This is a genomic window from Nocardioides sp. LS1, assembly GCF_003865225.1.
Lineage (GTDB): Bacteria > Actinomycetota > Actinomycetes > Propionibacteriales > Nocardioidaceae > Nocardioides > Nocardioides ginsengisegetis.
Map to the genome: position 1 here is coordinate 327,570 of NZ_BIFF01000001.1, position 22,874 is coordinate 350,443.

Here is a 22,874-nt window from a genome sequence, read left to right on the forward strand (position 1 = left end):
GTGTCCCGGTCTCGATGACCGTCACACATCTCGGGTACGTCGCGGCGCTCGTCCTCACCCTCGCCTGCCTGCTCGTCATCGCGGCACTGGTCGGCATCCGCCTGCTCAAGGACCGTGCCGAACGGCGACGGCTGACCCTGCGTGCGCCCGTGTGGCGGCACGTGCTGACGCTCAGCACCGGCGAGGCCGACGAGGTCGAGGAGGCGCAGGCCCGCCTGGCCGCCGCGACGCAGGCCGAGCGCGATGCCGTGCTGGCCGACGCCTTCGCGCTGGTGCCCAAGCTGCGCGGTGACGCCCGGGAGCGACTGCGTGACGTGCTCCGCGTGTGGGGATCGCTGGACGCGGCCCTCGCCAACGCGGCGAGCCGCTCCCAGGTCCGCCGCTGCCGTGGCGTCTACCGGCTGGGGGTGCTGCGCGAACCCTCCGGGCGCCAGGCCGTCCTCGACGCGCTCGCCGACCGGGACTTCGCCGTACGCCGCACGGCGGTCCTGGCCGCTGCCGCCTTCCCCGACGACGTCGTCGTCGAGCACCTGCTGGCCACAGGAGCCTCCGAGCCCCGGCTGCGCCGCGAGTTCCTCGGCAGCATCGACCGGATCGGGTCGGCCGCCATCCCGGTGCTGCGGGGAGCGCTGTCCGAGGTCACCGACGATCCCGACGACAACGTCGAGCTCGACCGCCGCGGCTACCTCGCGGCGGCCGCGCTCGGGCTGGTCGGGGCCATCCAGGCCGTGCCGGACCTCGAGGCGGCCCTCGACCACGGCTCCGACACCCTCAAGGTGGCCTGCATCTACGCCCTCGGTGAGCTCGGGGCGGGCTCGTCGGTCATCGCGCTGAGCGGCCCACTGGGGCACCGCAGCCCGGACGTCCGGATGGCCGCAGCGCGCGCCCTCGGGCTCGTCGGCGGCGACTGGGCGGTGCCGGCCCTCGCCACCACCCTCTACGACGACAACGTCGAGGTCGCACGCGCCGCGGCCAACGCCCTGCGCCGCTGTGGGCCCCGCGGACGTGAGGTCCTCGACGACTCCCGCGCGCCGGTCGCGCTCGAGGTCGTCGCACTCGCGGGGCTGGGGACCGAAGCATGACCCCGCTCGTGCTCAGCGGCTTCGTCGCGGGGCTGCACCACGCCATCCTCGTCGTCGGCATCGGGTGTGCCGTCTACTCCGTGCTGATCAACGGCAGCTTCCTGGTGCTGACGGGCTTCGCCATGGCCGACCTGCTCGCCTACCGCCGCCGCCTCGAGTTCGCCGGCTACGACGAGTGGTTCCTCGACCCGCTGACCCGGGGCGTCTCGGTGCTGATGCCGGCGTACAACGAGTCGGCCACGATCATTTCGTCGGTCCAGGCCATGACCGCGCTGCGCTACCCCGACTTCGAGGTGGTGGTCATCGACGACGGGTCCAAGGACGACACGGTCGAGAAGATGATCCGCGAGTTCGACATGGTCGAGGTGCCGCTGGTGCCGGGCGGCCGCATCGCCACGAAGGGCGACGTGCTCGGCACGTGGGTGAGCCGGCGCGGATCGCACAACCTCGCGCTCGTCGCGAAGACCAACGGCGGCAAGGCCGATGCGCTCAACGCGGGGATCAACTACTCCCGCAAGGAGCTGGTCTGCATGGTCGACGCGGACTCGCTGCTCGACCCGCAGGCGCTGCTCGACGTCTCGCGCCCCTTCGCCGACGACCCCGGACGCGTCGTCGCCGCCGGGGGAGTGGTGCGGGTCGCCAACGGTTCCCGCGTCGAGCGCGGCCGCGTGACCGACCTCCGGATGCCGCGCGGCTGGTGGGCGCGGATCCAGGTCGTGGAGTACCTCCGCGCGTTCCTGATCGGCCGGGCCGGCTGGTCGCGCGCGGGCGGGCTGCTGATCATCTCCGGGGCGTTCGGCCTCTTCCGCAAGGACGTGCTGCTCGAGGTCGACGGGCTGTCCACCGACTGCATCGGCGAGGACGCCGAGCTCGTCGTGCGCATCCACCGCCTGCTCGGCGACGCGCAGCGCGACGCCACCGTCGTCTTCGTGCCCGAGCCGGTCGCCTGGACCGAGGTGCCCGAGGACCGGCGGGTGCTGCGCAAGCAGCGGCGCCGGTGGCACCGGGGCCTGACCGAGATCATGGTCCGCCACAAGGCGATGATCCTCCGCCCGAAGTACGGCGTGATCGGCATGCTGACCATGCCGTGGTTCCTGCTCTTCGAGCTGCTGGCCCCGGTCGTGGAGGTGTTCGGGCTGCTCTACTTCACCGTCCTCATGGTCGGGCTGGGCCTCGAGCACACGTTCTTCTCCTCGTGGAACGTCGTTGACCTGCCCATCGTGGTGGTGCTCCTGACGGCCTCGATCCTCTTCGCGATCTTCGTGACCCTGGTCGCGCTTCTGGCCGAAGAGATGTCCTTCCGGCGCTACCGTGGCCTCCCGGATCTCTTCCGGGCGGTGCGCGCGGCGGTCGAGGAGAACTTCGTCTACCGCCAGGTCAACGCCTGGTGGCGTCTCGGGGGAATCATCGAGGTCATCCGCAAGTCGCGCCACGACTGGGGCGACATGCAGCGCAAGGGGTTCGGATCGACATGAGCAACGGACGTCCGGTTGCGCGCCTCGTGGCGCCCATCGTGGTGCGTTTCGTCGTCAGCGTGGGACTCATGGCCGTCATCGCGGTCACCGGCGTCGTGCTCTCCACCGCGGCCGTCGGCCACCTCAGCGACGACCTCCAGCCGGCCGTCGCCGCCAACCAGGACGTCCTCCAGGACCTCACCGACGTCAAGGGCGCGGTGGGTGACTGGGCGCGCAGTGGCCAGCCGACGTACAAGGACGCCTACCAGCAGGCCCTGTCGCGGCTCCCCGGGGACATGCGGGCCGTCGCCCGGTTCGCCGCGGACGACCCCGAGCTCGCCGCGCTGGTCGCGGAGCAGGAGAGGGCGGCACAGGTGTGGCTGGACCGCTATGCCGAGCCCCGCATCTCCGACCCGGGCGGGCCGGACACCTACCAGCCCAAGCGCTTCCGCATCGGCGCCCGCACGTTCGCCGACTTCCGGGCCGCCCAGCAGCTGACGTCGGAGGCTTTCGACCGACGTGTCGAGCGGGCGGACACCGACGCCTCGCGCCTGCTCAAGGGCACCGTCATCTCCGTCGTCGTCGTGGCCGTCGTCGCCTGGTGGGTCACGTCCCTGGCCCGCAAGCGCCTGCTCGAGGAGCTCTCCACGCCACTGCTCGACCTCGAGGGGGTCGTGCACGCGCTGGCCCGCAACGAGCCCGGAGCCCGTGCCGAGAACGCCGGCCCCCGGGAGGTCCGCGCGGTCGCGGCCGCCCTCAACGACCTCGCCGACGCGCAGGCTCGTGCGCGGGCGGTGGAGCACCGCATCCAGGACGAGCTGCGCATCCTCGACACGGCGCGCGACGACTTCGTCTCCAACGTCTCCCACGAGCTGCGCACGCCCCTGACCACGATCAGCGGCTACCTCGAGATGGTGGCCGAGGAGTTCGAGGGGAGCCTCGCGCCGCGCCACGAGCGGATGCTGGCCGCCACCCGGCGCAACGTCTCCCGTCTCAAGCTGCTCATCGACGACCTGCTCACGCTCTCGCGAGCCGAGGCGCGGGCGACCGACCTCGAGGCCGTGGACATCACCGGCCTGACCCGCGACGCCGTCACCGACGTGCGCATCACCGCCGCCAACCGCGGGATCAAGATCGTCGTGACCGCCCCCGAGGAGGCGTTGCTGGTGCTGGCCGACCGGGCGATGCTGCACCGGGCGTTCCTCAACGTGCTGAGCAACGCGGTGAAGTTCAGCCGGGACGGTGGCCAGGTCGAGGTGGAGCTCTGGCGCGACGACGACCGGCTGGCCGTGCAGATCCGCGACCACGGCATCGGCATCCCGGCCTCCGAGGTCGAGCGGCTCGGCACGCGCTTCTTCCGCGCCTCCAACGCGGTGACCAACGAGATCGCCGGCACCGGCCTGGGCCTGCGCATCGTGCAGACCATCGTGGACAAGCACGCCGGCGACGTCCTGATCGAGTCGCAGGAGGGTCGGGGGACCACCGTCGTGGTGCACCTGCCCCTGCAGTCCGAGACCGCGGTCACGCCCCCGACGGTCGCGCCCGAGCCGCGCGTCGGGGCCGACCCCGAGATGACCTCGCACTGATTTCCGGTTGGGTTGTGCCGGGTGGCACACTTGGGGGTCGGTCCCGGTTCACGTCGTCCGCACTCGGCGGAGACGACCCGGCGGCCCCGAAAGGAAACCGGACATGAAGAAGGACATCCACCCGGACTACGTGGACACCCAGGTCACCTGCACCTGTGGCGCGCAGTTCACCACCCGCAGCACCGCGACCTCCGGCTCGATCCACGCCGACGTCTGCTCGCAGTGCCACCCGTTCTACACCGGCAAGCAGAAGATCCTCGACACCGGCGGCCGCGTCGCCCGCTTCGAGGCCCGCTACGCCAAGGCTGCCAAGAAGTAGCTTCGTCCGAGCGCCGGTCCCCGCCATCGTGCGGGGGCCGGCGCTCGTGATTTGTCCCACCGATCTCCGAACGCACCACGAGGGGCACCCATGTTCGAGGCCGTCGAAGGACTCGTCGCCGAGCACGAGCAGCTCGAGGCCCGGCTCGCCGAGCCCGAGACGCACGCCGACGCCCGGCTCGCCAAGCGCCTCAACCAGCGCTACGCCGCGCTCTCGGCGACGATCGGCGCCTGGCGCGACCTCCAGCAGATCGACGACGACCTCGGAGCCGCCCGCGAGCTCGCCGGCGAGGACCCCGCTTTCGCCGAGGAGGCGGAGACGCTGGTCGAGCGACGCGCCGTCGCCGAGGAGCGGCTGCGCCGGCTGCTCGTGCCGCGCGAGGAGGCCGACGACAAGGACGTCATCCTCGAGGTGAAGTCCGGCGAGGGGGGCGAGGAGTCCGCGCTGTTCGCGGCCGACCTGCTCCGCATGTACACCCGGTACGCCGAGGGGCGGGGCTGGAAGGTCGAGCTGATCGACGCCAACGAGTCGGACCTGGGTGGCTACAAGTCGGTGACCGTCGCCGTGAAGGCCAAGGGCACACCCGAGCCCGGCGAGGCGCCGTACGCCCTGCTGAAGTTCGAGGGCGGCGTGCACCGCGTCCAGCGGGTGCCCGTCACCGAGTCGCAGGGGCGGGTGCACACCAGCGCCGCCGGCGTCCTGGTCTTCCCGGAGGCCGAGCAGGTCGACGTCACCATCGACGAGAACGACCTGCGCATCGACGTCTACCGCAGCAGTGGTCCCGGTGGCCAGAGCGTCAACACCACCGACTCCGCCGTGCGGATCACGCACGTGCCGACCGGCATCGTCGCGAGCTGCCAGAACGAGAAGAGCCAGCTCCAGAACCGCGAGCAGGCGATGCGCATCCTGCGTGCCCGGCTCCTCGCGGCCGCGCAGGAGAAGGCCGACGCGGAGGCCGGCGCGGCCCGGCGCAGCCAGGTCCGCACCGTCGACCGGTCCGAGCGGATCCGCACCTACAACTACCCGGAGAACCGGATCTCCGACCACCGCACCGGCTACAAGTCCTACAACCTCGACCAGGTGCTCGACGGCGACCTCCAGCCCGTCCTCGACTCCTGCACCGAGGCCGACCTCGCCGCCCGCCTCGAGGCCCTCGAGCAGTGACCCCCCGCAGGCAGGTGCTCGCCGACGCGGTCCGCCGGCTCGCCGAGGCCGGCGTCGCGAGCCCGGAGCACGACGCCGCCGAGCTCCTGGCCCACGTGCTCGGCACCGACCGGTCCCGCCTGGTCCTCGTCGACGACGTCCCCGCCCCGGCCCTCGAGCAGTACGTCGCCCTCCTGGACCGCCGTGCCGCCCGCGAGCCGCTGCAGCACCTGACCGGCGTCGCGTACTTCCGGCACGTCGAGCTCCTCGTCGGGCCGGGGGTGTTCGTGCCGCGGCCCGAGACCGAGCTGCTGGCCGGCTGGGCGATCGAGCAGGCGGTCTCGGCAGGCTCGGCCGCCGGGCGAGCCCCGGTCGTGGTCGACCTGTGCACCGGCTCGGGCGCGGTCGCCAAGGCGATCGCCGACGAGGTCCCGCACGCCACGGTCCACGCGGTCGAGCTGGACGACTCCGCCCACGGCTGGGCCGCCCGCAACCTGGCCGGCACGGGCGTCGACCTGCGCCACGGCGACATGGCGTCGGCCTTCGACGACCTCGCCGGCACCGTCGACGTGATCAGCTGCAACCCGCCGTACATCCCCCTCGACGCGTGGGAGTCCGTGGCCCCGGAGGCCCGCGACCACGACCCGCACCTGGCGCTCTTCTCCGGCGACGACGGGCTCGACGCGATCCGCGTCCTGGAGGCCCGGGCCGCGCTGCTGCTGAGGCCCGGGGGAGTGGTCGGGGCCGAGCACGCCGACCAGCAGGGCGCCTCGGCTCCGGGGGTCTTCGCCGCCACCGGTCGCTGGACCGAGGTGCGCGACCACCGCGACCTGGCAGGGCGTCCGCGCTTCCTGACCGCGCGACTGGCACGATGACCGGGTGGACGACGCAGCGACCAAGGTGATGACGGCATGAGCGAGCGCTACCCCACCGGCACGGAGGACGAGCGCGAGGCCGCGATCGAGGCGGCCAGCATGGCCATCCAGCGCGGCCACCTCGTGGTCCTGCCCACCGACACCGTCTACGGCATCGGCGCCGACGCCTTCGACCCGGCCGCCGTCCGCGGACTGCTGGCCGCCAAGGGCCGCGGCCGCGAGATGCCGCCGCCGGTCCTGATCAGCGCCGCCACGACCATCGACGCCCTCGCGGTGAGCATCCCCGGCTACGCCCGGGCACTGATCGACGCCTTCTGGCCGGGCCCGCTGACCCTGGTCTGCCACCAGCAGTCCTCGCTGCAGTGGGACCTCGGTGACACCCGCGGGACCGTGGCCGTCCGCATGCCCGCCGACCCCATCGCCCGCGAGATCCTCGAGCGCACCGGCCCGCTGGCCGTGAGCTCGGCCAACAAGACCGGCATGCCGGCCGCCACCGACGCCGACCAGGCCGAGCAGATGCTGGGCGAGGACGTCGCGGTGATCGTCGACGGCGGCGAGTCGACCGGGGGAGAGGCCTCGACGATCATCGACGTCACCGGGTCCCAGGGCCGGGTGCTGCGTCGTGGTGCGCTGTCGCTGGAGGAGCTCAACGCCGTCCTCGAGCCGCTGGGCGCCACCCTCACGGACGAAGGCTGAGCGCTTGCGCGAGTATGCCCTCGTCTTCCTCGTCGCCGCCTCGGTCACCTACCTGCTGACGGTGGTGGCCCGCGAGATCGCCCTGCGCACCGGGGCCGTGGCCGAGGTCCGCGACCGTGACGTCCACGCCGAGCCGATCCCCTACCTCGGCGGGCTCGCGATGCTCGGCGGGCTCGTGGCGGCGTACGTCGTGGCCCGTGAGCTGCCGTTCCTCTCCACCAGCAGCGACTTCGTCTTCCGCGACGCGGGCATCGTGCTCATCGCCGGCGCCCTGATCTGCGCCGTGGGCGTCCTCGACGACCTCTTCGAGCTCGACGCGCTGACCAAGCTCGGTGGCCAGGTGCTGGCCGCGGGCTTCCTCATCGTCTTCGGCATCCAGTACGTCTTCTTCCCCGTGCCGGACGGCAGCCAGTTCTCCCTCGACAGCGCGCAGGGCGCGATCCTCACCGTGCTCGTGGTGGTCGCGACCGTCAACGCCGTGAACTTCGTCGACGGCCTCGACGGACTCGCCGCCGGGGTCGTGGGCATCGGCGCGGTCGCGTTCTTCGTCTTCTGCTACCAGCTGGCCAACCTCAACGGCGTGAGCCTGGCGATCACCGGCGCCCTGCTGAGCGCCTCGCTGGCCGGCGCCTGCGCCGGGTTCCTGCCGCACAACTTCCACCCGGCCCGGCTCTTCATGGGCGACAGCGGCTCGATGCTGATCGGCCTGGTCCTGTCCGCCAGCGCGTTGACCCTGACCGGCCAGTTCTCCGGGCCCGAGCTCAGCCAGGGCGCCGACGGGTCCCGGGCGAGCCTGGTCCCGACCCTGCTGCCGCTGCTGCTGCCGGTCTCGATCCTGATCGTGCCCATGGTGGACCTGACCCTCGCCGTCGTACGCCGCACGCGCGCCGGGCGCTCGCCCTTCGCACCCGACAAGCAGCACCTGCACCACCGGCTGCTGGAGATCGGGCACAGCCAGCGGCGTGCGGTCTTCATCATGTGGCTCTGGGCCGGCCTGGTGGCGTTCGGGACGGTCCTGATCAGTCTCTACACCGGCACCTGGATGTGGGTCTCGCTCGGCATCATGGCGACGGTGACCGTCGGCATGACCTTCCTGCTCCCGGCCATCCGGCGGCCGCTCCCGCCCCACCCCACGGTGCCCGAGGAGCCCCTGCCGGAGGGCTGAGCCGGAGGGCTGTGGGGGGACCCGGTTGGAGGGCCCCGAGGACTTTGTGCTAGTTTTCACAAGCACCCAGCACCGACGAAAAGAACGGCCGCCACCCATGACGACCGCCCTTGGCTCGAGCCTCTCCGGGACCCCCCGGACGCTCTCCGGGACCACCCCGGTCCCCGGGTTCAGAGCCCCGTCCCGCTGTGGTAGTTTCACGCCGTCGTCGGACGCACACCCGGACCCCCTCCTGCGCGGTCCCGGAGCCGACGTCTTCAAGCCTGCCGATGAAAGCGACTTGGGATGGTCGATGAGCTCTCCGACAACAGCCTGCGAGGCCGTGACCTCGCCGGGCTCGGGGGACTCCTCGCCGGTTCGGTCATCGTGGGCATGGTCCTCGGGCTCCTCCTCGACCGCAGCGCGGGCACGTCTCCCGCGTTCACGCTGGTCGGCATCGCACTCGGCATCGTCTGCGGGGGTGTCGGCTTCTGGCTTCGTGTCCGTGCCGCCCTCCGGGGGTGAGCTGACCCGATGAGCAACCAGACGACCGACCGCGAGACGGATACCACCATGACTTCCCCCGAGACTCCCCAGACGCCCCCGCGCCCCTCCGTGGTGCGCGTCGTGCGCGACCAGAAGAAGACCGTCGTCGTGGCGCTCGTCCTCGTCGTCGCGACCTACTGGATCGCCGGCCAGCTCGGCGAGTGGCGCCTGGCCGCCTGCATCGCCGCCGGCATCGGCCTGGGACTCCTCAACCACCTGGTCACGGAGTTCTGGCTGCTCAAGCTCATCAGCTCGGGGGAGGAGCCGACCCGCAGCAAGATCGCGGTCTCGACCTTCATCCGCCTGGCTGCCCTGTCCGTTGTCGCGGTGGCGATCGCCGTGATGTTCTGGCCGGACGGCATCGGGCTCCTGCTCGGTCTGGCCATCTTCCGCCTCATCGCGCTCGTGATGACCGGGATCCCCCTGCTGAAGGAGTTGAACAAGGCATGACCGGCCTGCTGCCCCTCGACACGAACATCGAGATCGGCCATCACGTCGAGCGCCACTTCCTGGGCCTCACGTTCAACATGGACACGATCTGGACCACCCTGGTCGCCGGCGCGATCGTGCTGATCCTCGGCTTCTGGGCCCGCTCGGCGCTGACGAAGAACACCACGGACCACGTGCCGACCAAGGTCCAGCTGCTCTGGGAGACCATCGTCAAGGAGGTCACCACGCAGGTGGAGGACAACCTGGGCAAGGTCCCGGCGTTCGTCGTCCCGCTGGCCGTGGCGCTGTTCTTCTTCATCCTCTTCGCCAACTGGCTCGAGCTGCTCCCCACGGAGATCAACGACCACCTTCACCTCCTGCCGGCCCCCACGGCCGACACCAACCTGACCTACGCGATGGCGATCATGGCGATGGTCGGCGTGTGGACCTACGGCATCCGTGAGAAGGGCCTGGGTGGCTACCTCAAGCACTTCCTCGAGCCGTTCCCCGTGCTGCTCCCGCTGAACATCCTCGAGGAGCTCACCAAGCCGATCACCCTCGCGCTGCGACTCTTCGGCAACATCTTCGCCGGCGGCATCATGCTCGCGCTGATCGGGCTCATCCCGTTCTACGCGTCCTGGGCGCCCAACCTGCTCTGGAAGCTCTTCGACATGGCGATCGGCGGCATCCAGGCCTTCATCTTCGCGCTGCTGGTGATCCTCTACTTCGGCATGGCCGGGGCCGGTCACGGCGAGCACGACGAGCACCACGAGGACCTCGAGTCCGCCCCCGCGGCCTGACCCTCCGGTCGGCCGCACCCCCCAGTTGTAAGAAACGAGCACCGTCACCCGGTGCCCAACCAAGGAGAAACAGTGGCAGCAGACACTATGGAATCGGCCATCAAGACCGCTGGCGCCTTCGTCGGCGGCGGACTGGCCCTCGCCGGCGGCGCGATCGGCGCTGGTGTCGGTGACGGCCTCGCCGGTTCGTCGTACATCCAGGGCGTTGCCCGCCAGCCCGAGGCGCAGGGCCGCCTCCAGACGATCTTCTTCCTGACGGTCGGTCTGGTCGAGGCGATGTTCTTCATCAACCTCGCGTTCATGGCGCTGTTCGTCTTCGTCCTCGGTAAGTGACCCCGAGGATCTGAAACCTGGGCGCTCCGGCGCCCGTGCCACACCGCCACGACCAAAGGATCAATTGATGGCAAGCGTTGCGATCGTCCCGATGGAGAGCAACTTCCTCGTTCCCAACGGCACGTTCTTCGTCGAGCTGTTCGCCTTCGCGATCATGGTGTTCATCCTGGGCAAGTACGTCGTCCCGCCGATCAACAAGGCGATGACGGCGCGCCAGGAGGCCATTCGCCAGCAGTTCGCGGACCTCGACCAGGCCAAGTCCGAGGCCCACCAGGCGGAGGAGGAGTTCCGCGCGCAGATCGCGGACGCCCGTCACGAGGCCGCTCGCATCCGCGAGGAGGCGCGCGAGCAGGGTGCGGGGATCATCGCGGAGATGCGGGAGCAGGCCCAGGCCGAGGCTCAGCGCATCGTCGAGCACGCCCACACCCAGATCGAGGCCGACCGCAAGGCGGCCGTCGCGTCGCTGCGCAACGAGGTGGGCACGCTGGCCACCACGCTGGCGGGTCGCATCGTCGGTGAGTCGCTGGACGACGAGGCTCGCCAGAGCCGGGTCGTCGAGCGCTTCCTCACCGACCTCGACCAGGCGCGGAGCAACTGATGCAGGGTTCGTCCGGAGAGTCCCTCGCGCGTCTGTCCGACGCGCTGGGCACCGCCATCGACGGGGGCGCCGACGGCGCCGCCGTGGGTGACGGCCTGTTCGCCGCAGCCGACGTGCTGCGCGACCAGCCGGCGCTCCGCCGTGCGGCGACCGACCCGTCCAGCCCGGCCGAGGCCAAGCGCGCCCTGGTGAGCGGCATCTTCGGCAGCCACCTGGACAGCACCGCCACCGAGATCGTGGGCACGGCCGCCGGGCTCCGCTGGGCATCCAGCGGAGACCTCGCCCGGGCCCTCGAGCAGCTCGGTGTGGTGGCGCTGGTCAAGGCCGCCGACGCCGCGGGCGAGGCAGACCGCCTCGAGGACGACCTGTTCCGCTTCGGCCGCGCGGTCGTCGACAACCCCGAGCTGCGCGACGCCCTCTCGGACCCGGCGCGGTCCGCGGGCGACAAGCGGGCCCTGGTGCGCTCCCTCCTGGAGGGCAAGGCCGCGGGCGGCGCGATCCGCCTGGCCGAGCGCTCCGTCTCCGGCGTCCACCTCACGGTGGCCCGGGCCCTCGACGAGTACGGCAAGGTGGCCGCCGAGACGCGCAACCGCCTCGTCGCGCTGGTCCGCACCGCTCGCCCCCTCGAGGCGGGGGAGCAGCAGCGCCTCGCGGACGTGCTGGCGCGCCAGTACTCCCGCCCGGTGCACCTCAACGTGGTGGTCGACCAGAGCGTGGTCGGCGGCCTCCGCCTCCAGATCGGTGACCAGGTCATCGACGGCACCATCGCGAGCCGCCTCGACGACGCGCGCCGGCGCCTGGTCGGCTGAGTCCGACCGCCCCACCACCCCAGCACCACCGCCACGCAGAGACTTCAGTAGAGACAAGAGAGTAGGGACGAAGATGACGGAGCTCACGATCCGTCCGGAGGAGATCCGCGACGCGCTCCAGAAGTACGTCGCGGACTACCAGCCCGACGCAGCGAGCAAGGAAGAGGTCGGCACGGTCGCCCAGGCCGCCGACGGCATCGCCCGGGTCACCGGTCTTCCGTCGGCCATGGCCAACGAGCTGCTCGAGTTCGAGGACGGCACGCTGGGCATCGCCCTGAACCTCGACACCCGCGAGATCGGTGTCGTCGTCCTGGGTGACTTCGACAAGATCGAGGAAGGCCAGACGGTCCGCCGGACCGGCGAGATCCTCTCGGTCCCCGTCGGAGACGGCTTCATGGGCCGCGTCGTCGACCCGCTCGGCACCCCGATCGACGGCCTCGGCGAGATCCAGAGCGACGAGCGTCGCGCGCTCGAGCTCCAGGCCCCGACCGTGATGGACCGCAAGTCGGTGCACGAGCCGCTCGCGACCGGCATCAAGGCGATCGACGCCATGACCCCGATCGGCCGTGGCCAGCGCCAGCTGATCATCGGTGACCGCGCGACCGGCAAGACCACCATCGCGATCGACACGATCATCAACCAGAAGCAGAACTGGGAGTCCGGCGACCCGGACAAGCAGGTGCGCTGCATCTACGTCGCCATCGGCCAGAAGGGCTCGACCATCGCCTCCGTGCGTGGCGCCCTCGAGGAGGCCGGCGCGCTGGAGTACACCACGATCGTGGCGTCCCCGGCGTCGGACAGCGCGGGCTTCAAGTACCTCGCCCCCTACACCGGCTCGGCCATCGGCCAGCACTGGATGTACGACGGCAAGCACGTCCTCATCGTGTTCGACGACCTGACCAAGCAGGCCGAGGCCTACCGCGCCGTGTCGCTGCTGCTGCGCCGCCCGCCGGGCCGTGAGGCCTACCCGGGTGACGTCTTCTACCTGCACAGCCGCCTGCTCGAGCGTTGCGCGAAGCTCTCCGACGCCAAGGGCAAGGGCTCGATGACCGGCCTGCCGATCATCGAGACCAAGGCCAACGACGTCTCGGCGTTCATCCCGACCAACGTCATCTCGATCACCGACGGCCAGATCTTCCTGCAGTCGGACCTGTTCGCGTCCAACCAGCGCCCGGCCATCGACGTCGGTGTCTCGGTCTCGCGCGTGGGTGGCTCGGCCATGACCAAGGCGATGAAGGCCGTCACCGGCTCGCTGAAGGTCGACCTGGCCCAGTTCCGCGCCATGGAGGCGTTCGCGATGTTCGCCTCCGACCTCGACGCGGCCTCGCGCCAGCAGCTCGACCGCGGCCAGCGCCTGATGGCGCTCCTCAAGCAGCCGGCCTACTCGCCGTACCCGCTCGAGGAGATGACCGTCTCGCTGTGGCTCGGCACCACCGGCCGCCTGGACAAGGTCCCCACCCCCGACGTGCTGCGCTTCGAGCAGGAGTTCCTCGACTACCTGCGCCGCAGCAACGACGGCGTGCTCTCGACCATCCGTGAGACCCAGAAGTTCGAGGACGGCACGGAGCAGTCGCTGGACAAGGCCTACACCTCCTTCCTGGACCAGTTCGAGACCTCCGACGGTGGCTCGATCAAGGTCGGCCACGAGCCCCAGGCCGAGGCGCTGGAGGACGAGGACCAGGAGCAGATCGTCAAGCAGAAGCGGGGCTGACGCATGGCCGTATCGCTGCGTGAGTACCGAGCGCGGATCAAGTCGACGGAGTCGATGAAGAAGATCACGCGCGCCATGGAGCTCATTGCTGCGTCCCGCATCATCAAGGCGCAGCAGCGGGCCCAGTCGGCCGCGCCCTACGCCCGTGAGCTGACCCGCGCGGTGTCGGCGGTGGCGACCTACGCCAACGTCGACCACCCGCTCACGCGTGAGCCGGAGGACCCCAAGCGGGCCGCCGTGCTCATCGTGACCAGCGACCGTGGCCTGGCCGGCGCCTACTCCTCGAGCGTGCTCAAGGAGGCCGAGCGCCTCGCGGAGAAGCTCCGCGGGGAGGGCAAGGAGATCGACACCTACATCTGCGGCCGCAAGGGCGAGGCGTACTTCAAGTTCCGCGCCCGTCCGATCGTGCGGTCGTGGACCGGGTTCTCCGACCAGCCGTCCAACGACATCGCCCACGACGTCGGGAAGACCCTCATCGAGGCCTTCCTGAAGGACGAGGGCGCTGAGGGGAACGTCGACGAGGTGCACGTGGTCTACACGCGCTTCCGCTCGATGCTGGTCCAGGAGCCGACGGCCATCCGCCTGCTCCCGCTGGAGGTCGTCGAGGGCGAGGAGAAGCCCGCGCCCGACGAGGTCCTGCCGCTCTACGAGTTCGAGCCCTCGGCCGAGCACGTCCTGGACGGGCTGCTCCCGCAGTACGTCCAGAGCCGGATCTTCTTCGCCATGCTGCAGGCGGCCGCTTCCGAGCTGGCCGCCCGTCAGAAGGCCATGAAGTCCGCGACGGACAACGCCGACGAGCTCATCAAGAAGTACCGCCGGATCGCCAACCAGGCCCGCCAGGCCGGCATTACCCAGGAAATCAGCGAGATCGTCGGTGGCGTCAACGCGCTGGCCGACGCCAACGCCGGGAATGAGTGAGAGACATGACTGCCACTGTTGAAGAGACCACGGCCAAGGCTGCTGGCGGCGTCGGCAGGATCGCCCGCGTCATCGGTCCCGTCGTCGACATCGAGTTCCCCATCGACTCGATGCCCGAGATGTACAACAAGCTCGAGACCAAGCTGGAGCTCGGCGGCGAGGCCAAGGTGCTCTCGCTCGAGGTCGCCCAGCACATCGGTGACGGCATGGTCCGCGCGATCTCGCTGCAGCCGACCGACGGCCTGGTCCGCGGCGCGCAGGTGCAGGACACCGGCGGCCCGATCACCGTCCCCGTGGGCGACGCGACGCTCGGCCGGGTGTTCAACACCCTGGGCGAGTGCCTGAACCTCGAGGGCGACGAGCAGCTCGAGGTCAAGGAGCGCTGGGGCATCCACCGCAAGGCCCCGGCCTTCGACCAGCTCGAGTCCAAGACCCAGATGTTCGAGACCGGCATCAAGGTCATCGACCTGCTGACCCCCTACGTGCAGGGCGGAAAGATCGGCCTGTTCGGCGGCGCCGGCGTCGGCAAGACCGTGCTCATCCAGGAGATGATCGCGCGTGTTGCCAAGGACCACGGTGGTGTGTCGGTGTTCGCCGGTGTCGGCGAGCGCACCCGTGAGGGCAACGACCTGATCGTCGAGATGGAGGAGGCCGGCGTCATCGGCCAGACCGCCCTCGTCTTCGGCCAGATGGACGAGCCGCCGGGCACCCGCCTGCGCGTGGCCCTCTCGGCGCTGACGATGGCGGAGTACTTCCGCGACGTGCAGGGCCAGGACGTGCTGCTGTTCATCGACAACATCTTCCGGTTCACCCAGGCCGGTTCCGAGGTGTCCACGCTGCTCGGCCGCATGCCGTCCGCCGTGGGTTACCAGCCGAACCTCGCCGACGAGATGGGCACGCTGCAGGAGCGGATCACCTCGACCCGCGGTCACTCGATCACCTCGATGCAGGCGATCTACGTGCCGGCGGACGACTACACCGACCCGGCTCCGGCGACGACCTTCGCCCACCTCGACGCGACCACCGAGCTCTCGCGAGAGATCGCCTCGCTCGGTATCTACCCCGCGGTGGACCCGCTGACGTCGACCTCGCGGATCCTGGACGCCCAGTACATCGGGCAGGCGCACTACGACTGCGCCATCCGGATCAAGCAGATCCTGCAGCGCAACAAGGAGCTCCAGGACATCATCGCGATCCTCGGTGTCGACGAGCTCTCCGAAGAGGACAAGATCATCGTGTCCCGCGCTCGCCGCATCCAGCGCTTCCTGTCCCAGAACACCTACGTCGCCAAGCAGTTCACCGGCATCGAGGGTTCGACGGTTCCGGTGGCCGACACGATCGAGGCGTTCAACAAGATCGCCGACGGTGAGTACGACCACGTGGCCGAGCAGGCCTTCTTCATGTGCGGCGGTCTGGACGACGTCGAGAAGAAGTGGGCAGAGATCCAGAAGAGCCTCTGATGGCCGACACCGACAGCCACCTCCAGGTGGAGCTCGTGGCGGCGGACCGGACCGTGTGGTCCGGTCCCGCCACCATGGTCATCGCCCGGACGGCCGAGGGTGACGTGGGGATCCTGCGCAACCACACGCCGATCCTCTCGCTGCTCGTCAGCGGGGTCGTCGAGATCACCGAGCCGGACAGCCACCAGCACTTCGTGGCCGTCGACGACGGGTTCATCTCGGTCGCCCACAACCGGGTCTCGATCCTGGCCGAGCACGCCGAGATGTCCCACGAGATCGACCTCGACGAGGCTCGGGCCCAGCTCGAGGCTGCCGAGGCCGACCCCGAGGACCAGAAGCAGCAGGCCCGGATCCGTGCCGCCGAGGCCCGCATCCGCACCTTCGAACGGGCGCGCTGACACCAGCCGACCCACCCGTCCGTCCCCTCCGGTCGCCCGCTAGGGTGAGCACCTCGCGTGCTCATCCGTGCGGCCGCGAGGGGGACGGGAGGGACCGATGCCGGTCTGGCAGTGGCTGCTCGACGCAGCTGGTGGCCTGCTCCTGCTCGTCCTCTGTTACGGCGTCGCCCTGATCGTGCGTCGCCGCGTGCTGTCCCGCAACGGCGGCACCTTCGAGCTCTCCTTCCGCGTCCGTCCCGAGAGGGCCGGGCGCGGTTGGCTTCTCGGGCTCGGCCGCTACTCCGGCGAGTCGCTCGAGTGGTTCCGGATCTTCTCGCTCTCGCCGCGGCCCAAGCGCTCGTGGGAGCGCTCGCACCTGCGCTACTCCGGCCGACGGGCACCCGAGGGCGTGGAGCAGATGTCGCTCTACCCCGACCACGTCGTGATCTGCTGCCGCACCGACGACGGTGCGGACGTCGAGCTCGCGATGGGCCCCTCCTCGCTGATGGGCTTCCAGGCCTGGCTCGAGTCCGGCCCGCCCGGCGCGTCGTGGGAGCGTCCCGCGCGCCGATGATCGTGCGCGCCCGCAACGCTGTCGCCCTGACGTTCGCCCTGAACGGCTTCTGCTTCGCCACGCTCGTCTCGAGGCTGCCCGACCTGCGTGCCGACCTCGACCTGGCCAACGGCCCGCTGGGCCTGCTGCTGCTCGCGATCGCCGCCGGGTCGGTGCTGGCGCTGCCCTCCAGCGGACGACTGATCGAGCGCCTCGGCGCGGCCCGGGTGGTCCGGGCGGGAGGCGCTCTCACCGCGGTGGGCATGGTGCTCGCGGGCACCGGGGCGGGCGAGCTGTCCTCGGTGCCGGTGACGGCCGTGGGCTTCTTCGCCTACGGCATCGGCACCGGGACGTGGGACGTCGCCATGAACGTCGAGGGCGCCGAGGTGGAGCGCCGGATCGGTCGCACCATCATGCCGCGCTTCCACGCGGGCTGGAGCCTGGGCAGCATCGCCGGGGCCGCCGTCGGGATCCCGATGGCCGCCGCCGGGGTCCCCCTGCCGTGGCACGTGGGGGTGGGCGGTGTGGTCGCCGCGGTCCTGGTCGGCGTGGTCGCCCGGGCCTTCCCCGAGCCGACGGTCCACCACGACGAGCAGGGTTCCTCGGGCTCGGCGTGGCTCGAGCCGCGCACCCTCGCCATCGGCGTGATGGTGCTCGCCTTCGCGACCGTGGAGGGCTCGGCCAACGACTGGCTCTCGCTCGCGCTCATCGACGGCTACGGCGTGGCCCACTGGGTCGGCGTCGCCGGGTTCTCGGCGTTCGTCACCGCGATGACGGCGGGGAGGCTCCTCGGCCCGTTCGCCCTGGACCGCTGGGGCCGGGCGCCGGTTTTGTGGGCCACGGCCGCGACCGCCGCGACCGGCATCCTGCTGGTGGTGTGGGGCGGCCACGTCCTGCTCGTCGGCCTCGGGATCCTGGTCTGGGGCCTCGGTGCGTCGCTCGGCTTCCCGGTCGGCATGAGTGCGGCGGCCGACGAGCCGGCGCGGGCCGCGGCGCGGGTCAGCGTCGTCTCGACGATCGGCTACGCGGCGTTCCTCGCCGGTCCGCCCCTGCTCGGCCAGCTCGGCGACCGGGTCGGCACCCTGGACTCGCTGCTCGCGATCGCCCTGTTGATGGTGCCGGCCGCGATCAGCGTCAGTGCTGCTCGCCCCGCTCGCCACCCGGCACCCACAGGACGTCCCCCTGCTCCCGGTTGGCGTGACGGGCGAGGATGAAGAGCAGGTCGGAGAGCCGGTTCAGGTAGGTGATCGCGAGGACGTTCATCGTCTCCGCGTGCTCGGCGTGCGCCGCCCAGGCCGACCGCTCTGCCCGGCGTACGACGGTGCGCGCCACGTGCAGCAGGGCGCCGCCCGGGGTGCCGCCGCTGAGGATGAACGAGCGCAGGTTGGCCAGGTGCTCGTTGTAGTGGTCGCACCACGCCTCGAGCCGGTCCACGTAGGCCTGCTCGATGCGCAGCGGCGGGAACTCGGGGTTCTCGACCACCGGCGTGCAGAAGTCGGCGCCGACGTCGAAGAGGTCGTTCTGGACGTGGGTGAGGACGGCGACGACGTCCTCGTCGAGGTCGCCCAGCGCGATCGCGACCCCGAGCTGGGCGTTGGCCTCGTCGACGTCGGCGTAGGCGTGCAGCCGCGGGTCGTTCTTGGACGTGGTGCTCATGTCGCCGAGCCGCGTCTGGCCGGCATCGCCGGTGCGCGTGTAGATCCGCGTGAGGTTGACCATGCACGCGAGCGTAGTTCCCGTGAGCCGCCGCGCGGCCGGGGCCCGTGGTCTCGGGACGCGAGACACGCGGTTTCCGACGCAACCCGATCGGTGTGGGCGGCGTCATAGTGGGTACAGAGGCGACATCGACAGCGGCGAACACCGGGGTTTCTCTGGGCTCCGGGGGGATGGAGCAGCGATGGACATCATCACCGACGGCCCGACACTCGTGCTCGTGGGCGACTTCGACGTGCGGAGCACCATGCAGGTCCGGGCCGCGATCTACGACCACCTCGAGGGACACGACGAGGACGTGGTCGTGGACCTGACGGGCGTGGACGTGGTCGACCTGACCGCCCTCAAGGTGCTCGCCGTGGCGACCCGGCAGGCCTCCCGGTCCGGGCACCACCTCACCCTGCGCGGTTGTGGACCCGCGGTGCGCCGGATGCTCCACCTCTCGCGGCTGATCCGCGTCGTGGAGGTCGAGCGGGCGGCCGCCAGCGCCTGAGCGGATCCGCGCTGGTCAGGTGTCGGATTACCCACACCGAGACGAGTTACCAAGCGGTAGGTCACGTTCTACGCTCGGACCCATGACCGAGATGGACCGTCCCCAGAAGGACCGCCCCTGGGTGATGCGCACGTACGCCGGCCACTCCACGGCCGCCGCGTCGAACGCGCTCTACCGCACCAACCTGGCCAAGGGCCAGACCGGCCTCTCCGTGGCGTTCGACCTGCCCACGCAGACCGGCTACGACCCCGACTCCCCGCTCTCGCGCGGCGAGGTCGGCAAGGTGGGCGTGCCGGTGCCGCACCTCGGCGAGATGCGCCGGCTGTTCGAGGACATCCCGCTCACCGAGATGAACACCTCGATGACGATCAACGCCGTCGCGATGTGGATGCTCGCGATGTACCAGGTCGTCGCGGAGGAGCAGTGCCCGGACCTGTCGCCGGAGGAGGTTGCCGCCCAGCTGGCCGGCACCACCCAGAACGACATCATCAAGGAGTACCTCTCCCGCGGGACCTACGCGTTCCCGCCCGAGGCCTCGATGCGGCTGATCGCCGACATGATCGCCTACACCGTCCACCAGATCCCCAAGTGGAACCCGATCAACATCTGCAGCTACCACCTGCAGGAGGCCGGTGCGACGCCCACGCAGGAGCTCGCCTACGCGCTGTGCACCGCCATCGCCGTCCTCGACCAGGTCAAGAACGCCGGCCAGGTCTCCGAGGACGACTTCGAGAAGGTCGTCGGCCGGATCTCCTTCTTCGTCAACGCCGGCGTCCGGTTCGTCGAGGAGACCTGCAAGATGCGGGCCTTCGTCCAGCTGTGGGACGAGATCACCCGCGAGCGCTACGGCGTCACCGACCCGAAGATGCGCCGCTTCCGCTACGGCGTGCAGGTCAACTCCCTCGGCCTGACCGAGGCCCAGCCCGAGAACAACGTGCAGCGCATCGTGCTCGAGATGCTGGGTGTCACGCTGTCCAAGAACGCCCGTGCCCGGGCGCTCCAGCTGCCCGCGTGGAACGAGGCCCTCGGCCTGCCCCGGCCCTGGGACCAGCAGTGGTCGCTGCGCCTCCAGCAGGTGCTGGCCTTCGAGTCCGACCTCCTGGAGTACGGCGACATCTTCGACGGCTCGCACGTCATCGAGGCCAAGGTCGCCGAGCTGGTCGAGGGCGCCAAGCAGGAGATCGACCGCGTCCAGGCCATGGGCGGCGCGATCGCCGCCGTGGAGTACATGAAGTCCGAGCTCGTCTCCTCGCACGCCGCCCGGCGGGCGCGGATCGAGTCCGGCGACGAGATCATCGTCGGCGTCAACAAGTTCGAGACGACCGAGCCGTCGCCGCTGACCGCCGATCTGGACGGCGCCATCATGGCCGCCGACCCCGAGGCCGAGCGGACCGCCCTGGCCAGCGTCGAGGAGTGGAAGGCCCAGCGCGACGGCGACGCCGTCGCCGAGGCGCTGGCCGCGCTGGCCGCCGCGGCGAAGACCGACGCCAACCTCATGGAGGCCACCCTGGCGGCCGCCCGGGCGGGCGCCACGACGGGCGAGTGGGCCGGCACGCTGCGCGAGGTGTTCGGCGAGTACCGCGGCCCCACGGGCGTGAGCGGTGCCGTCGTCGCCGAGGCCGGGGCCGAGCTCACGGCCGTCCGCGACCGGGTCCGGCAGACCGGCGAGGAGCTGGGCGGCCGCCTGCGGCTGCTGGTCGGGAAGCCCGGGCTCGACGGCCACTCCAACGGCGCCGAGCAGGTTGCCGTGCGGGCCCGCGACGCGGGCTTCGAGGTGATCTACCAGGGCATCCGGCTGACGCCCGAGCAGATCGTCGCGGCCGCCGTCGCCGAGGACGTGCACTGCGTCGGCCTCTCGATCCTGTCCGGCTCCCACATGGAGCTGGTCCCCGCGGTCCTCGACGGGCTGCGCGAGGCCGGCCTGGGCGACCTACCGGTGATCGTGGGCGGGATCATCCCCGACTCCGACGGGCGCCGGCTCCAGGAGCTGGGCGTGGCCGCGGTCTACACCCCCAAGGACTTCGGGCTCACCGAGATCATGGCCGGCATCGTCGAGGTGATCCGCAAGGCCAACGACCTGGACTAGCCTCCCGCGGGTGAGCTCACTCCAGTGTCCCGCCCGGATCCTCGTCGCCCGCCACGGCGAGGCCGAGTACGAGACCGCCCTGATCAGCGATGACGGCGGCAGCCTCACCGCGCTCGGCCGCACGCAGGCGCGGGCGCTGGGGGAGCGGCTGGTGGACGAGCGGGTCTCCCGGGTCTGGACGAGCTCGCTGTCGCGTGCGGTGCAGACCGCCGAGATCGCCGCGTCCGTGCTCGGCACCGACGTGGTGGTGCGCGAGGGCCTGAGGGAGTACGCCGTGGGGTCGCTCGCCGGCTCGGGGGAGCACGAGTCGGCGTACTTCGCCGAGGTCTTCCGGCAGTGGGCCGAGGGCGACGACAGCGCCGCGATCGCGGGCGGCGACCGGATCGGCGACACGGTCGCCCGCGTCCAGGGGGTGCTCGAGGCGATCGCCGACGAGCACCGGGGTGAGACCGTGCTGGTGGTCAGCCACGGCGGCGCGATCCTCGCGACAGTGCCGCAGCTGGTCGGGATGCCCCGGACCGCCGGCCTGGGCGTCTCGCTCGCGAACTGCGGGGTGATCGAGCTGGAGGTCGACGCGGACGGCTGGCGGCTCGTCAGCCCAGGGTGGCCGCCAGCCAGCGGATGACGCGCGCCTGCGTCTGCGGCGCGGTGCGCTCCAGCGGCAGGGCGTTGCCCGCACCGGCGAAGACCGTCGTGGTCACGGGCGTGCCCGACTTGTAGGCGTCGCGCTGGCGGTCCTTGGAGGACGGGTCGTTGAGCCGGTCCTTGCTGCCGTAGAGCAGCAGGGTCGGCGCCTCGATCTGGTGGGTCAGCGCGTTGGAGGTGGCGTAGGCCGAGCCGAGGCTCAGCACGTCGCCGCACGGGTCCTGGTTGCGCAGCCGGGCGGCGACCCGCTGCACGCCCGCGGGGGCGCTGGCGAAGGCGAGGTGGCGGAACTGCTTGCCGGAGGGGGCGAAGGCCGCGTAGTCGGCGCCCTGGAGGCAGGCCTGCGACTGGCGCTGCACGCCGTCGATCGCCGCCTGGGTGGCACCGGAGTCGGACCAGGACATCAGCACGAGCCCGTCGACGTCGTCGAAGGTCGCCGCCTCGAGCTGCGCGATCGCCGCGCCGACCGAGTGCCCCTGGAGCACGACGTGCTGGGCCGACGGCACGGCCCGCGGCTGGTCGGCGTACACGTAGTGGCCCGAGCGGAGGTGCTCGACGACCTGGTGGAGCATGTCGGCCTGGGCCCCGACGCAGGTGGCGTTGCCGTCCGTGAGCGGGCTGGTGTCGTAGCCGAGGCGGTCCAGGACCAGCGAGGTCTCGCCGGCGTCCGCCAGGCGGCTCGCCCAGTCGTACGCCGGGTGGCCCGGCAGCTGCCAGAACCAGCCGCCCGTGGTGGTGTCGTGCACGAGCACGTTGATGCGGTCGACGCTGGCCCCGAGGACCTCGCTGCGCGGGCCGACGAGCGTGGCGTGCACCGTGTGGACCTGGCCGTCGGCGGTGCAGGCGACGCGGGTGCCGTTGGTGTTGTCGACCGAGAAGGTGACCGCGCGCGAGATCACGTCGACGCCCGCCCCGGCGTGGGCCGGCGCGACCGTGAGCCCCGCGAGCAGGGGGAGGGCCAGGACGGCGGCGAGGGTGGCGAGCAGGGGACGGCGCATCGGGAACGGCTCCTTGTTGAAAAGATGTCAATAAGGCGTGCCGTGCCAGCATGGCACTCCATACCGTCGGTATGGAAGTTGGCGCCGGTGTGGGGAGGGTCTCAGC

Annotated in this window: 25 protein-coding genes; 23 read left to right on the forward strand and 2 right to left on the reverse strand. The window is 71.0% G+C overall.

The annotated features are described in order from the left end of the window. Positions 1 to 14: 14 nt before the first annotated feature. The 20 genes from EJF31_RS01580 (at position 15) to EJF31_RS01675 (ending at position 18,047) form a co-directional block, all read left to right on the forward strand. Positions 15 to 1,082 (forward strand): HEAT repeat domain-containing protein, encoded by a 1,068-nt coding sequence (locus tag EJF31_RS01580; RefSeq protein WP_125035347.1) that lies wholly within the window; start codon positions 15 to 17, stop codon positions 1,080 to 1,082. Further along, entirely contained in the window at positions 1,079 to 2,557 is a 1,479-nt protein-coding gene (locus tag EJF31_RS01585; protein WP_125035348.1) for a glycosyltransferase, read from the forward strand. The genes EJF31_RS01580 and EJF31_RS01585 overlap by 4 nt, the downstream gene beginning before the upstream one ends. Continuing rightward, complete coding sequence (locus EJF31_RS01590) at positions 2,554 to 4,122, forward strand: ATP-binding protein (RefSeq protein WP_125035349.1); 1,569 nt, start codon at positions 2,554 to 2,556, stop codon at positions 4,120 to 4,122. Before EJF31_RS01585 ends, EJF31_RS01590 begins: the two co-directional genes overlap by 4 nt. Before the next feature lie 103 nt (positions 4,123 to 4,225). Further along, positions 4,226 to 4,441, forward strand: a complete 216-nt coding sequence (rpmE, locus tag EJF31_RS01595) for a 50S ribosomal protein L31 (protein ID WP_125035350.1) — start codon at positions 4,226 to 4,228, stop codon at positions 4,439 to 4,441. A 90-nt stretch (positions 4,442 to 4,531) separates the two neighbouring features. After that, on the forward strand, positions 4,532 to 5,605 hold the full coding sequence (prfA, locus tag EJF31_RS01600; protein WP_125035351.1) for a peptide chain release factor 1: 1,074 nt from the start codon (positions 4,532 to 4,534) through the stop codon (positions 5,603 to 5,605). Continuing rightward, entirely contained in the window at positions 5,602 to 6,459 is an 858-nt protein-coding gene (gene prmC / locus EJF31_RS01605; RefSeq protein WP_125035352.1) for a peptide chain release factor N(5)-glutamine methyltransferase, read from the forward strand. The genes prfA and prmC overlap by 4 nt, the downstream gene beginning before the upstream one ends. A 36-nt stretch (positions 6,460 to 6,495) precedes the next feature. Beyond that, positions 6,496 to 7,155 (forward strand): L-threonylcarbamoyladenylate synthase, encoded by a 660-nt coding sequence (locus tag EJF31_RS01610; RefSeq protein WP_125035353.1) that lies wholly within the window; start codon positions 6,496 to 6,498, stop codon positions 7,153 to 7,155. A 4-nt stretch (positions 7,156 to 7,159) separates the two neighbouring features. Beyond that, complete coding sequence (locus EJF31_RS01615) at positions 7,160 to 8,320, forward strand: glycosyltransferase family 4 protein (protein WP_125035354.1); 1,161 nt, start codon at positions 7,160 to 7,162, stop codon at positions 8,318 to 8,320. Positions 8,321 to 8,605: 285 nt separating this feature from the next. Then, entirely contained in the window at positions 8,606 to 8,824 is a 219-nt protein-coding gene (locus EJF31_RS01620) for an AtpZ/AtpI family protein (RefSeq protein WP_125035355.1), read from the forward strand. Between the two features lie 48 nt (positions 8,825 to 8,872). Continuing rightward, entirely contained in the window at positions 8,873 to 9,295 is a 423-nt protein-coding gene (locus EJF31_RS01625; protein ID WP_125035356.1) for an ATP synthase subunit I, read from the forward strand. Continuing rightward, a complete protein-coding gene (atpB, locus tag EJF31_RS01630; RefSeq protein ID WP_125035357.1) occupies positions 9,292 to 10,074 on the forward strand; it encodes a F0F1 ATP synthase subunit A in 783 nt (260 codons plus the stop codon). Before EJF31_RS01625 ends, atpB begins: the two co-directional genes overlap by 4 nt. 72 nt (positions 10,075 to 10,146) lie before the next feature. Beyond that, entirely contained in the window at positions 10,147 to 10,407 is a 261-nt protein-coding gene (locus EJF31_RS01635; RefSeq protein WP_373994680.1) for a F0F1 ATP synthase subunit C, read from the forward strand. A gap of 67 nt (positions 10,408 to 10,474) precedes the next feature. Beyond that, positions 10,475 to 11,005: a F0F1 ATP synthase subunit B gene (locus EJF31_RS01640; protein WP_125035358.1), complete on the forward strand. Its 531-nt coding sequence runs from the start codon at positions 10,475 to 10,477 to the stop codon at positions 11,003 to 11,005. Further along, complete coding sequence (locus tag EJF31_RS01645) at positions 11,005 to 11,814, forward strand: F0F1 ATP synthase subunit delta (protein ID WP_125035359.1); 810 nt, start codon at positions 11,005 to 11,007, stop codon at positions 11,812 to 11,814. Before EJF31_RS01640 ends, EJF31_RS01645 begins: the two co-directional genes overlap by 1 nt. A 73-nt stretch (positions 11,815 to 11,887) precedes the next feature. Further along, the gene (gene atpA / locus EJF31_RS01650; RefSeq protein ID WP_125035360.1) at positions 11,888 to 13,525 is read left to right on the forward strand and encodes a F0F1 ATP synthase subunit alpha; all 1,638 of its coding nucleotides are present in this window, start codon (positions 11,888 to 11,890) and stop codon (positions 13,523 to 13,525) included. Positions 13,526 to 13,528: 3 nt separating this feature from the next. Further along, positions 13,529 to 14,443 (forward strand): F0F1 ATP synthase subunit gamma, encoded by a 915-nt coding sequence (locus EJF31_RS01655; RefSeq protein ID WP_125035361.1) that lies wholly within the window; start codon positions 13,529 to 13,531, stop codon positions 14,441 to 14,443. 5 nt (positions 14,444 to 14,448) lie between these two features. Continuing rightward, on the forward strand, positions 14,449 to 15,903 hold the full coding sequence (atpD, locus tag EJF31_RS01660) for a F0F1 ATP synthase subunit beta (protein WP_125035362.1): 1,455 nt from the start codon (positions 14,449 to 14,451) through the stop codon (positions 15,901 to 15,903). After that, a complete protein-coding gene (locus tag EJF31_RS01665) occupies positions 15,903 to 16,301 on the forward strand; it encodes a F0F1 ATP synthase subunit epsilon (RefSeq protein ID WP_125035363.1) in 399 nt (132 codons plus the stop codon). Before atpD ends, EJF31_RS01665 begins: the two co-directional genes overlap by 1 nt. A 97-nt stretch (positions 16,302 to 16,398) precedes the next feature. Further along, positions 16,399 to 16,854 carry a DUF2550 domain-containing protein gene (locus EJF31_RS01670; RefSeq protein WP_125035364.1) on the forward strand — a complete coding sequence of 152 codons (456 nt, stop codon included), beginning with the start codon at positions 16,399 to 16,401 and terminating at the stop codon, positions 16,852 to 16,854. Beyond that, positions 16,851 to 18,047, forward strand: a complete 1,197-nt coding sequence (locus EJF31_RS01675) for an MFS transporter (protein WP_125035365.1) — start codon at positions 16,851 to 16,853, stop codon at positions 18,045 to 18,047. The genes EJF31_RS01670 and EJF31_RS01675 overlap by 4 nt, the downstream gene beginning before the upstream one ends. On the opposite strand, the gene EJF31_RS01680 is transcribed toward EJF31_RS01675, so the two are convergent. Continuing rightward, entirely contained in the window at positions 17,968 to 18,552 is a 585-nt protein-coding gene (locus EJF31_RS01680) for a cob(I)yrinic acid a,c-diamide adenosyltransferase (protein WP_125035366.1), read from the reverse strand. The genes EJF31_RS01675 and EJF31_RS01680 overlap by 80 nt on opposite strands. 178 nt (positions 18,553 to 18,730) lie before the next feature. Here EJF31_RS01680 and EJF31_RS01685 point away from each other — a divergent pair, with 178 nt between their 5' ends. Genes EJF31_RS01685 through EJF31_RS01695 form a run of 3 tightly spaced genes read left to right on the forward strand, consistent with a single transcriptional unit; the run spans position 18,731 to position 21,750 of the window. Next, complete coding sequence (locus EJF31_RS01685; protein ID WP_125035367.1) at positions 18,731 to 19,039, forward strand: STAS domain-containing protein; 309 nt, start codon at positions 18,731 to 18,733, stop codon at positions 19,037 to 19,039. A 19-nt stretch (positions 19,040 to 19,058) separates the two neighbouring features. Further along, complete coding sequence (locus EJF31_RS01690; RefSeq protein WP_307718961.1) at positions 19,059 to 21,125, forward strand: protein meaA; 2,067 nt, start codon at positions 19,059 to 19,061, stop codon at positions 21,123 to 21,125. A gap of 10 nt (positions 21,126 to 21,135) precedes the next feature. Continuing rightward, positions 21,136 to 21,750, forward strand: coding sequence for a histidine phosphatase family protein (locus EJF31_RS01695; protein ID WP_125035369.1), 615 nt, complete (start codon positions 21,136 to 21,138; stop codon positions 21,748 to 21,750). Here the strand turns inward: EJF31_RS01695 and EJF31_RS01700 are convergent. After that, positions 21,719 to 22,768: a hypothetical protein gene (locus tag EJF31_RS01700; protein ID WP_125035370.1), complete on the reverse strand. Its 1,050-nt coding sequence runs from the start codon at positions 22,766 to 22,768 to the stop codon at positions 21,719 to 21,721. The genes EJF31_RS01695 and EJF31_RS01700 overlap by 32 nt on opposite strands. Positions 22,769 to 22,874: the final 106 nt, after the last annotated feature.

Excerpts from the sequence above, each read along its gene's own strand:
- rpmE (WP_125035350.1), top strand. The coding sequence starts at position 4,226 with ATGAAGAAGGACATCCACCCGGACTACGTGGACACCCAGGTCACCTGC.
- EJF31_RS01625 (WP_125035356.1), top strand. The coding sequence starts at position 8,873 with ATGACTTCCCCCGAGACTCCCCAGACGCCCCCGCGCCCCTCCGTGGTG.
- EJF31_RS01665 (WP_125035363.1), top strand. The coding sequence starts at position 15,903 with ATGGCCGACACCGACAGCCACCTCCAGGTGGAGCTCGTGGCGGCGGAC.
- EJF31_RS01640 (WP_125035358.1), top strand. The coding sequence starts at position 10,475 with ATGGCAAGCGTTGCGATCGTCCCGATGGAGAGCAACTTCCTCGTTCCC.
- EJF31_RS01585 (WP_125035348.1), top strand. The coding sequence starts at position 1,079 with ATGACCCCGCTCGTGCTCAGCGGCTTCGTCGCGGGGCTGCACCACGCC.
- atpD (WP_125035362.1), top strand. The coding sequence starts at position 14,449 with ATGACTGCCACTGTTGAAGAGACCACGGCCAAGGCTGCTGGCGGCGTC.
- EJF31_RS01680 (WP_125035366.1), bottom strand. The coding sequence starts at position 18,552 with ATGGTCAACCTCACGCGGATCTACACGCGCACCGGCGATGCCGGCCAG.
- EJF31_RS01610 (WP_125035353.1), top strand. The coding sequence starts at position 6,496 with ATGAGCGAGCGCTACCCCACCGGCACGGAGGACGAGCGCGAGGCCGCG.
- EJF31_RS01670 (WP_125035364.1), top strand. The coding sequence starts at position 16,399 with ATGCCGGTCTGGCAGTGGCTGCTCGACGCAGCTGGTGGCCTGCTCCTG.
- EJF31_RS01580 (WP_125035347.1), top strand. The coding sequence starts at position 15 with ATGACCGTCACACATCTCGGGTACGTCGCGGCGCTCGTCCTCACCCTC.
- EJF31_RS01675 (WP_125035365.1), top strand. The coding sequence starts at position 16,851 with ATGATCGTGCGCGCCCGCAACGCTGTCGCCCTGACGTTCGCCCTGAAC.
- EJF31_RS01700 (WP_125035370.1), bottom strand. The coding sequence starts at position 22,768 with ATGCGCCGTCCCCTGCTCGCCACCCTCGCCGCCGTCCTGGCCCTCCCC.
- prfA (WP_125035351.1), top strand. The coding sequence starts at position 4,532 with ATGTTCGAGGCCGTCGAAGGACTCGTCGCCGAGCACGAGCAGCTCGAG.
- atpA (WP_125035360.1), top strand. The coding sequence starts at position 11,888 with ATGACGGAGCTCACGATCCGTCCGGAGGAGATCCGCGACGCGCTCCAG.
- EJF31_RS01620 (WP_125035355.1), top strand. The coding sequence starts at position 8,606 with ATGGTCGATGAGCTCTCCGACAACAGCCTGCGAGGCCGTGACCTCGCC.
- EJF31_RS01685 (WP_125035367.1), top strand. The coding sequence starts at position 18,731 with ATGGACATCATCACCGACGGCCCGACACTCGTGCTCGTGGGCGACTTC.
- atpB (WP_125035357.1), top strand. The coding sequence starts at position 9,292 with ATGACCGGCCTGCTGCCCCTCGACACGAACATCGAGATCGGCCATCAC.
- EJF31_RS01645 (WP_125035359.1), top strand. The coding sequence starts at position 11,005 with ATGCAGGGTTCGTCCGGAGAGTCCCTCGCGCGTCTGTCCGACGCGCTG.
- EJF31_RS01655 (WP_125035361.1), top strand. The coding sequence starts at position 13,529 with ATGGCCGTATCGCTGCGTGAGTACCGAGCGCGGATCAAGTCGACGGAG.
- EJF31_RS01590 (WP_125035349.1), top strand. The coding sequence starts at position 2,554 with ATGAGCAACGGACGTCCGGTTGCGCGCCTCGTGGCGCCCATCGTGGTG.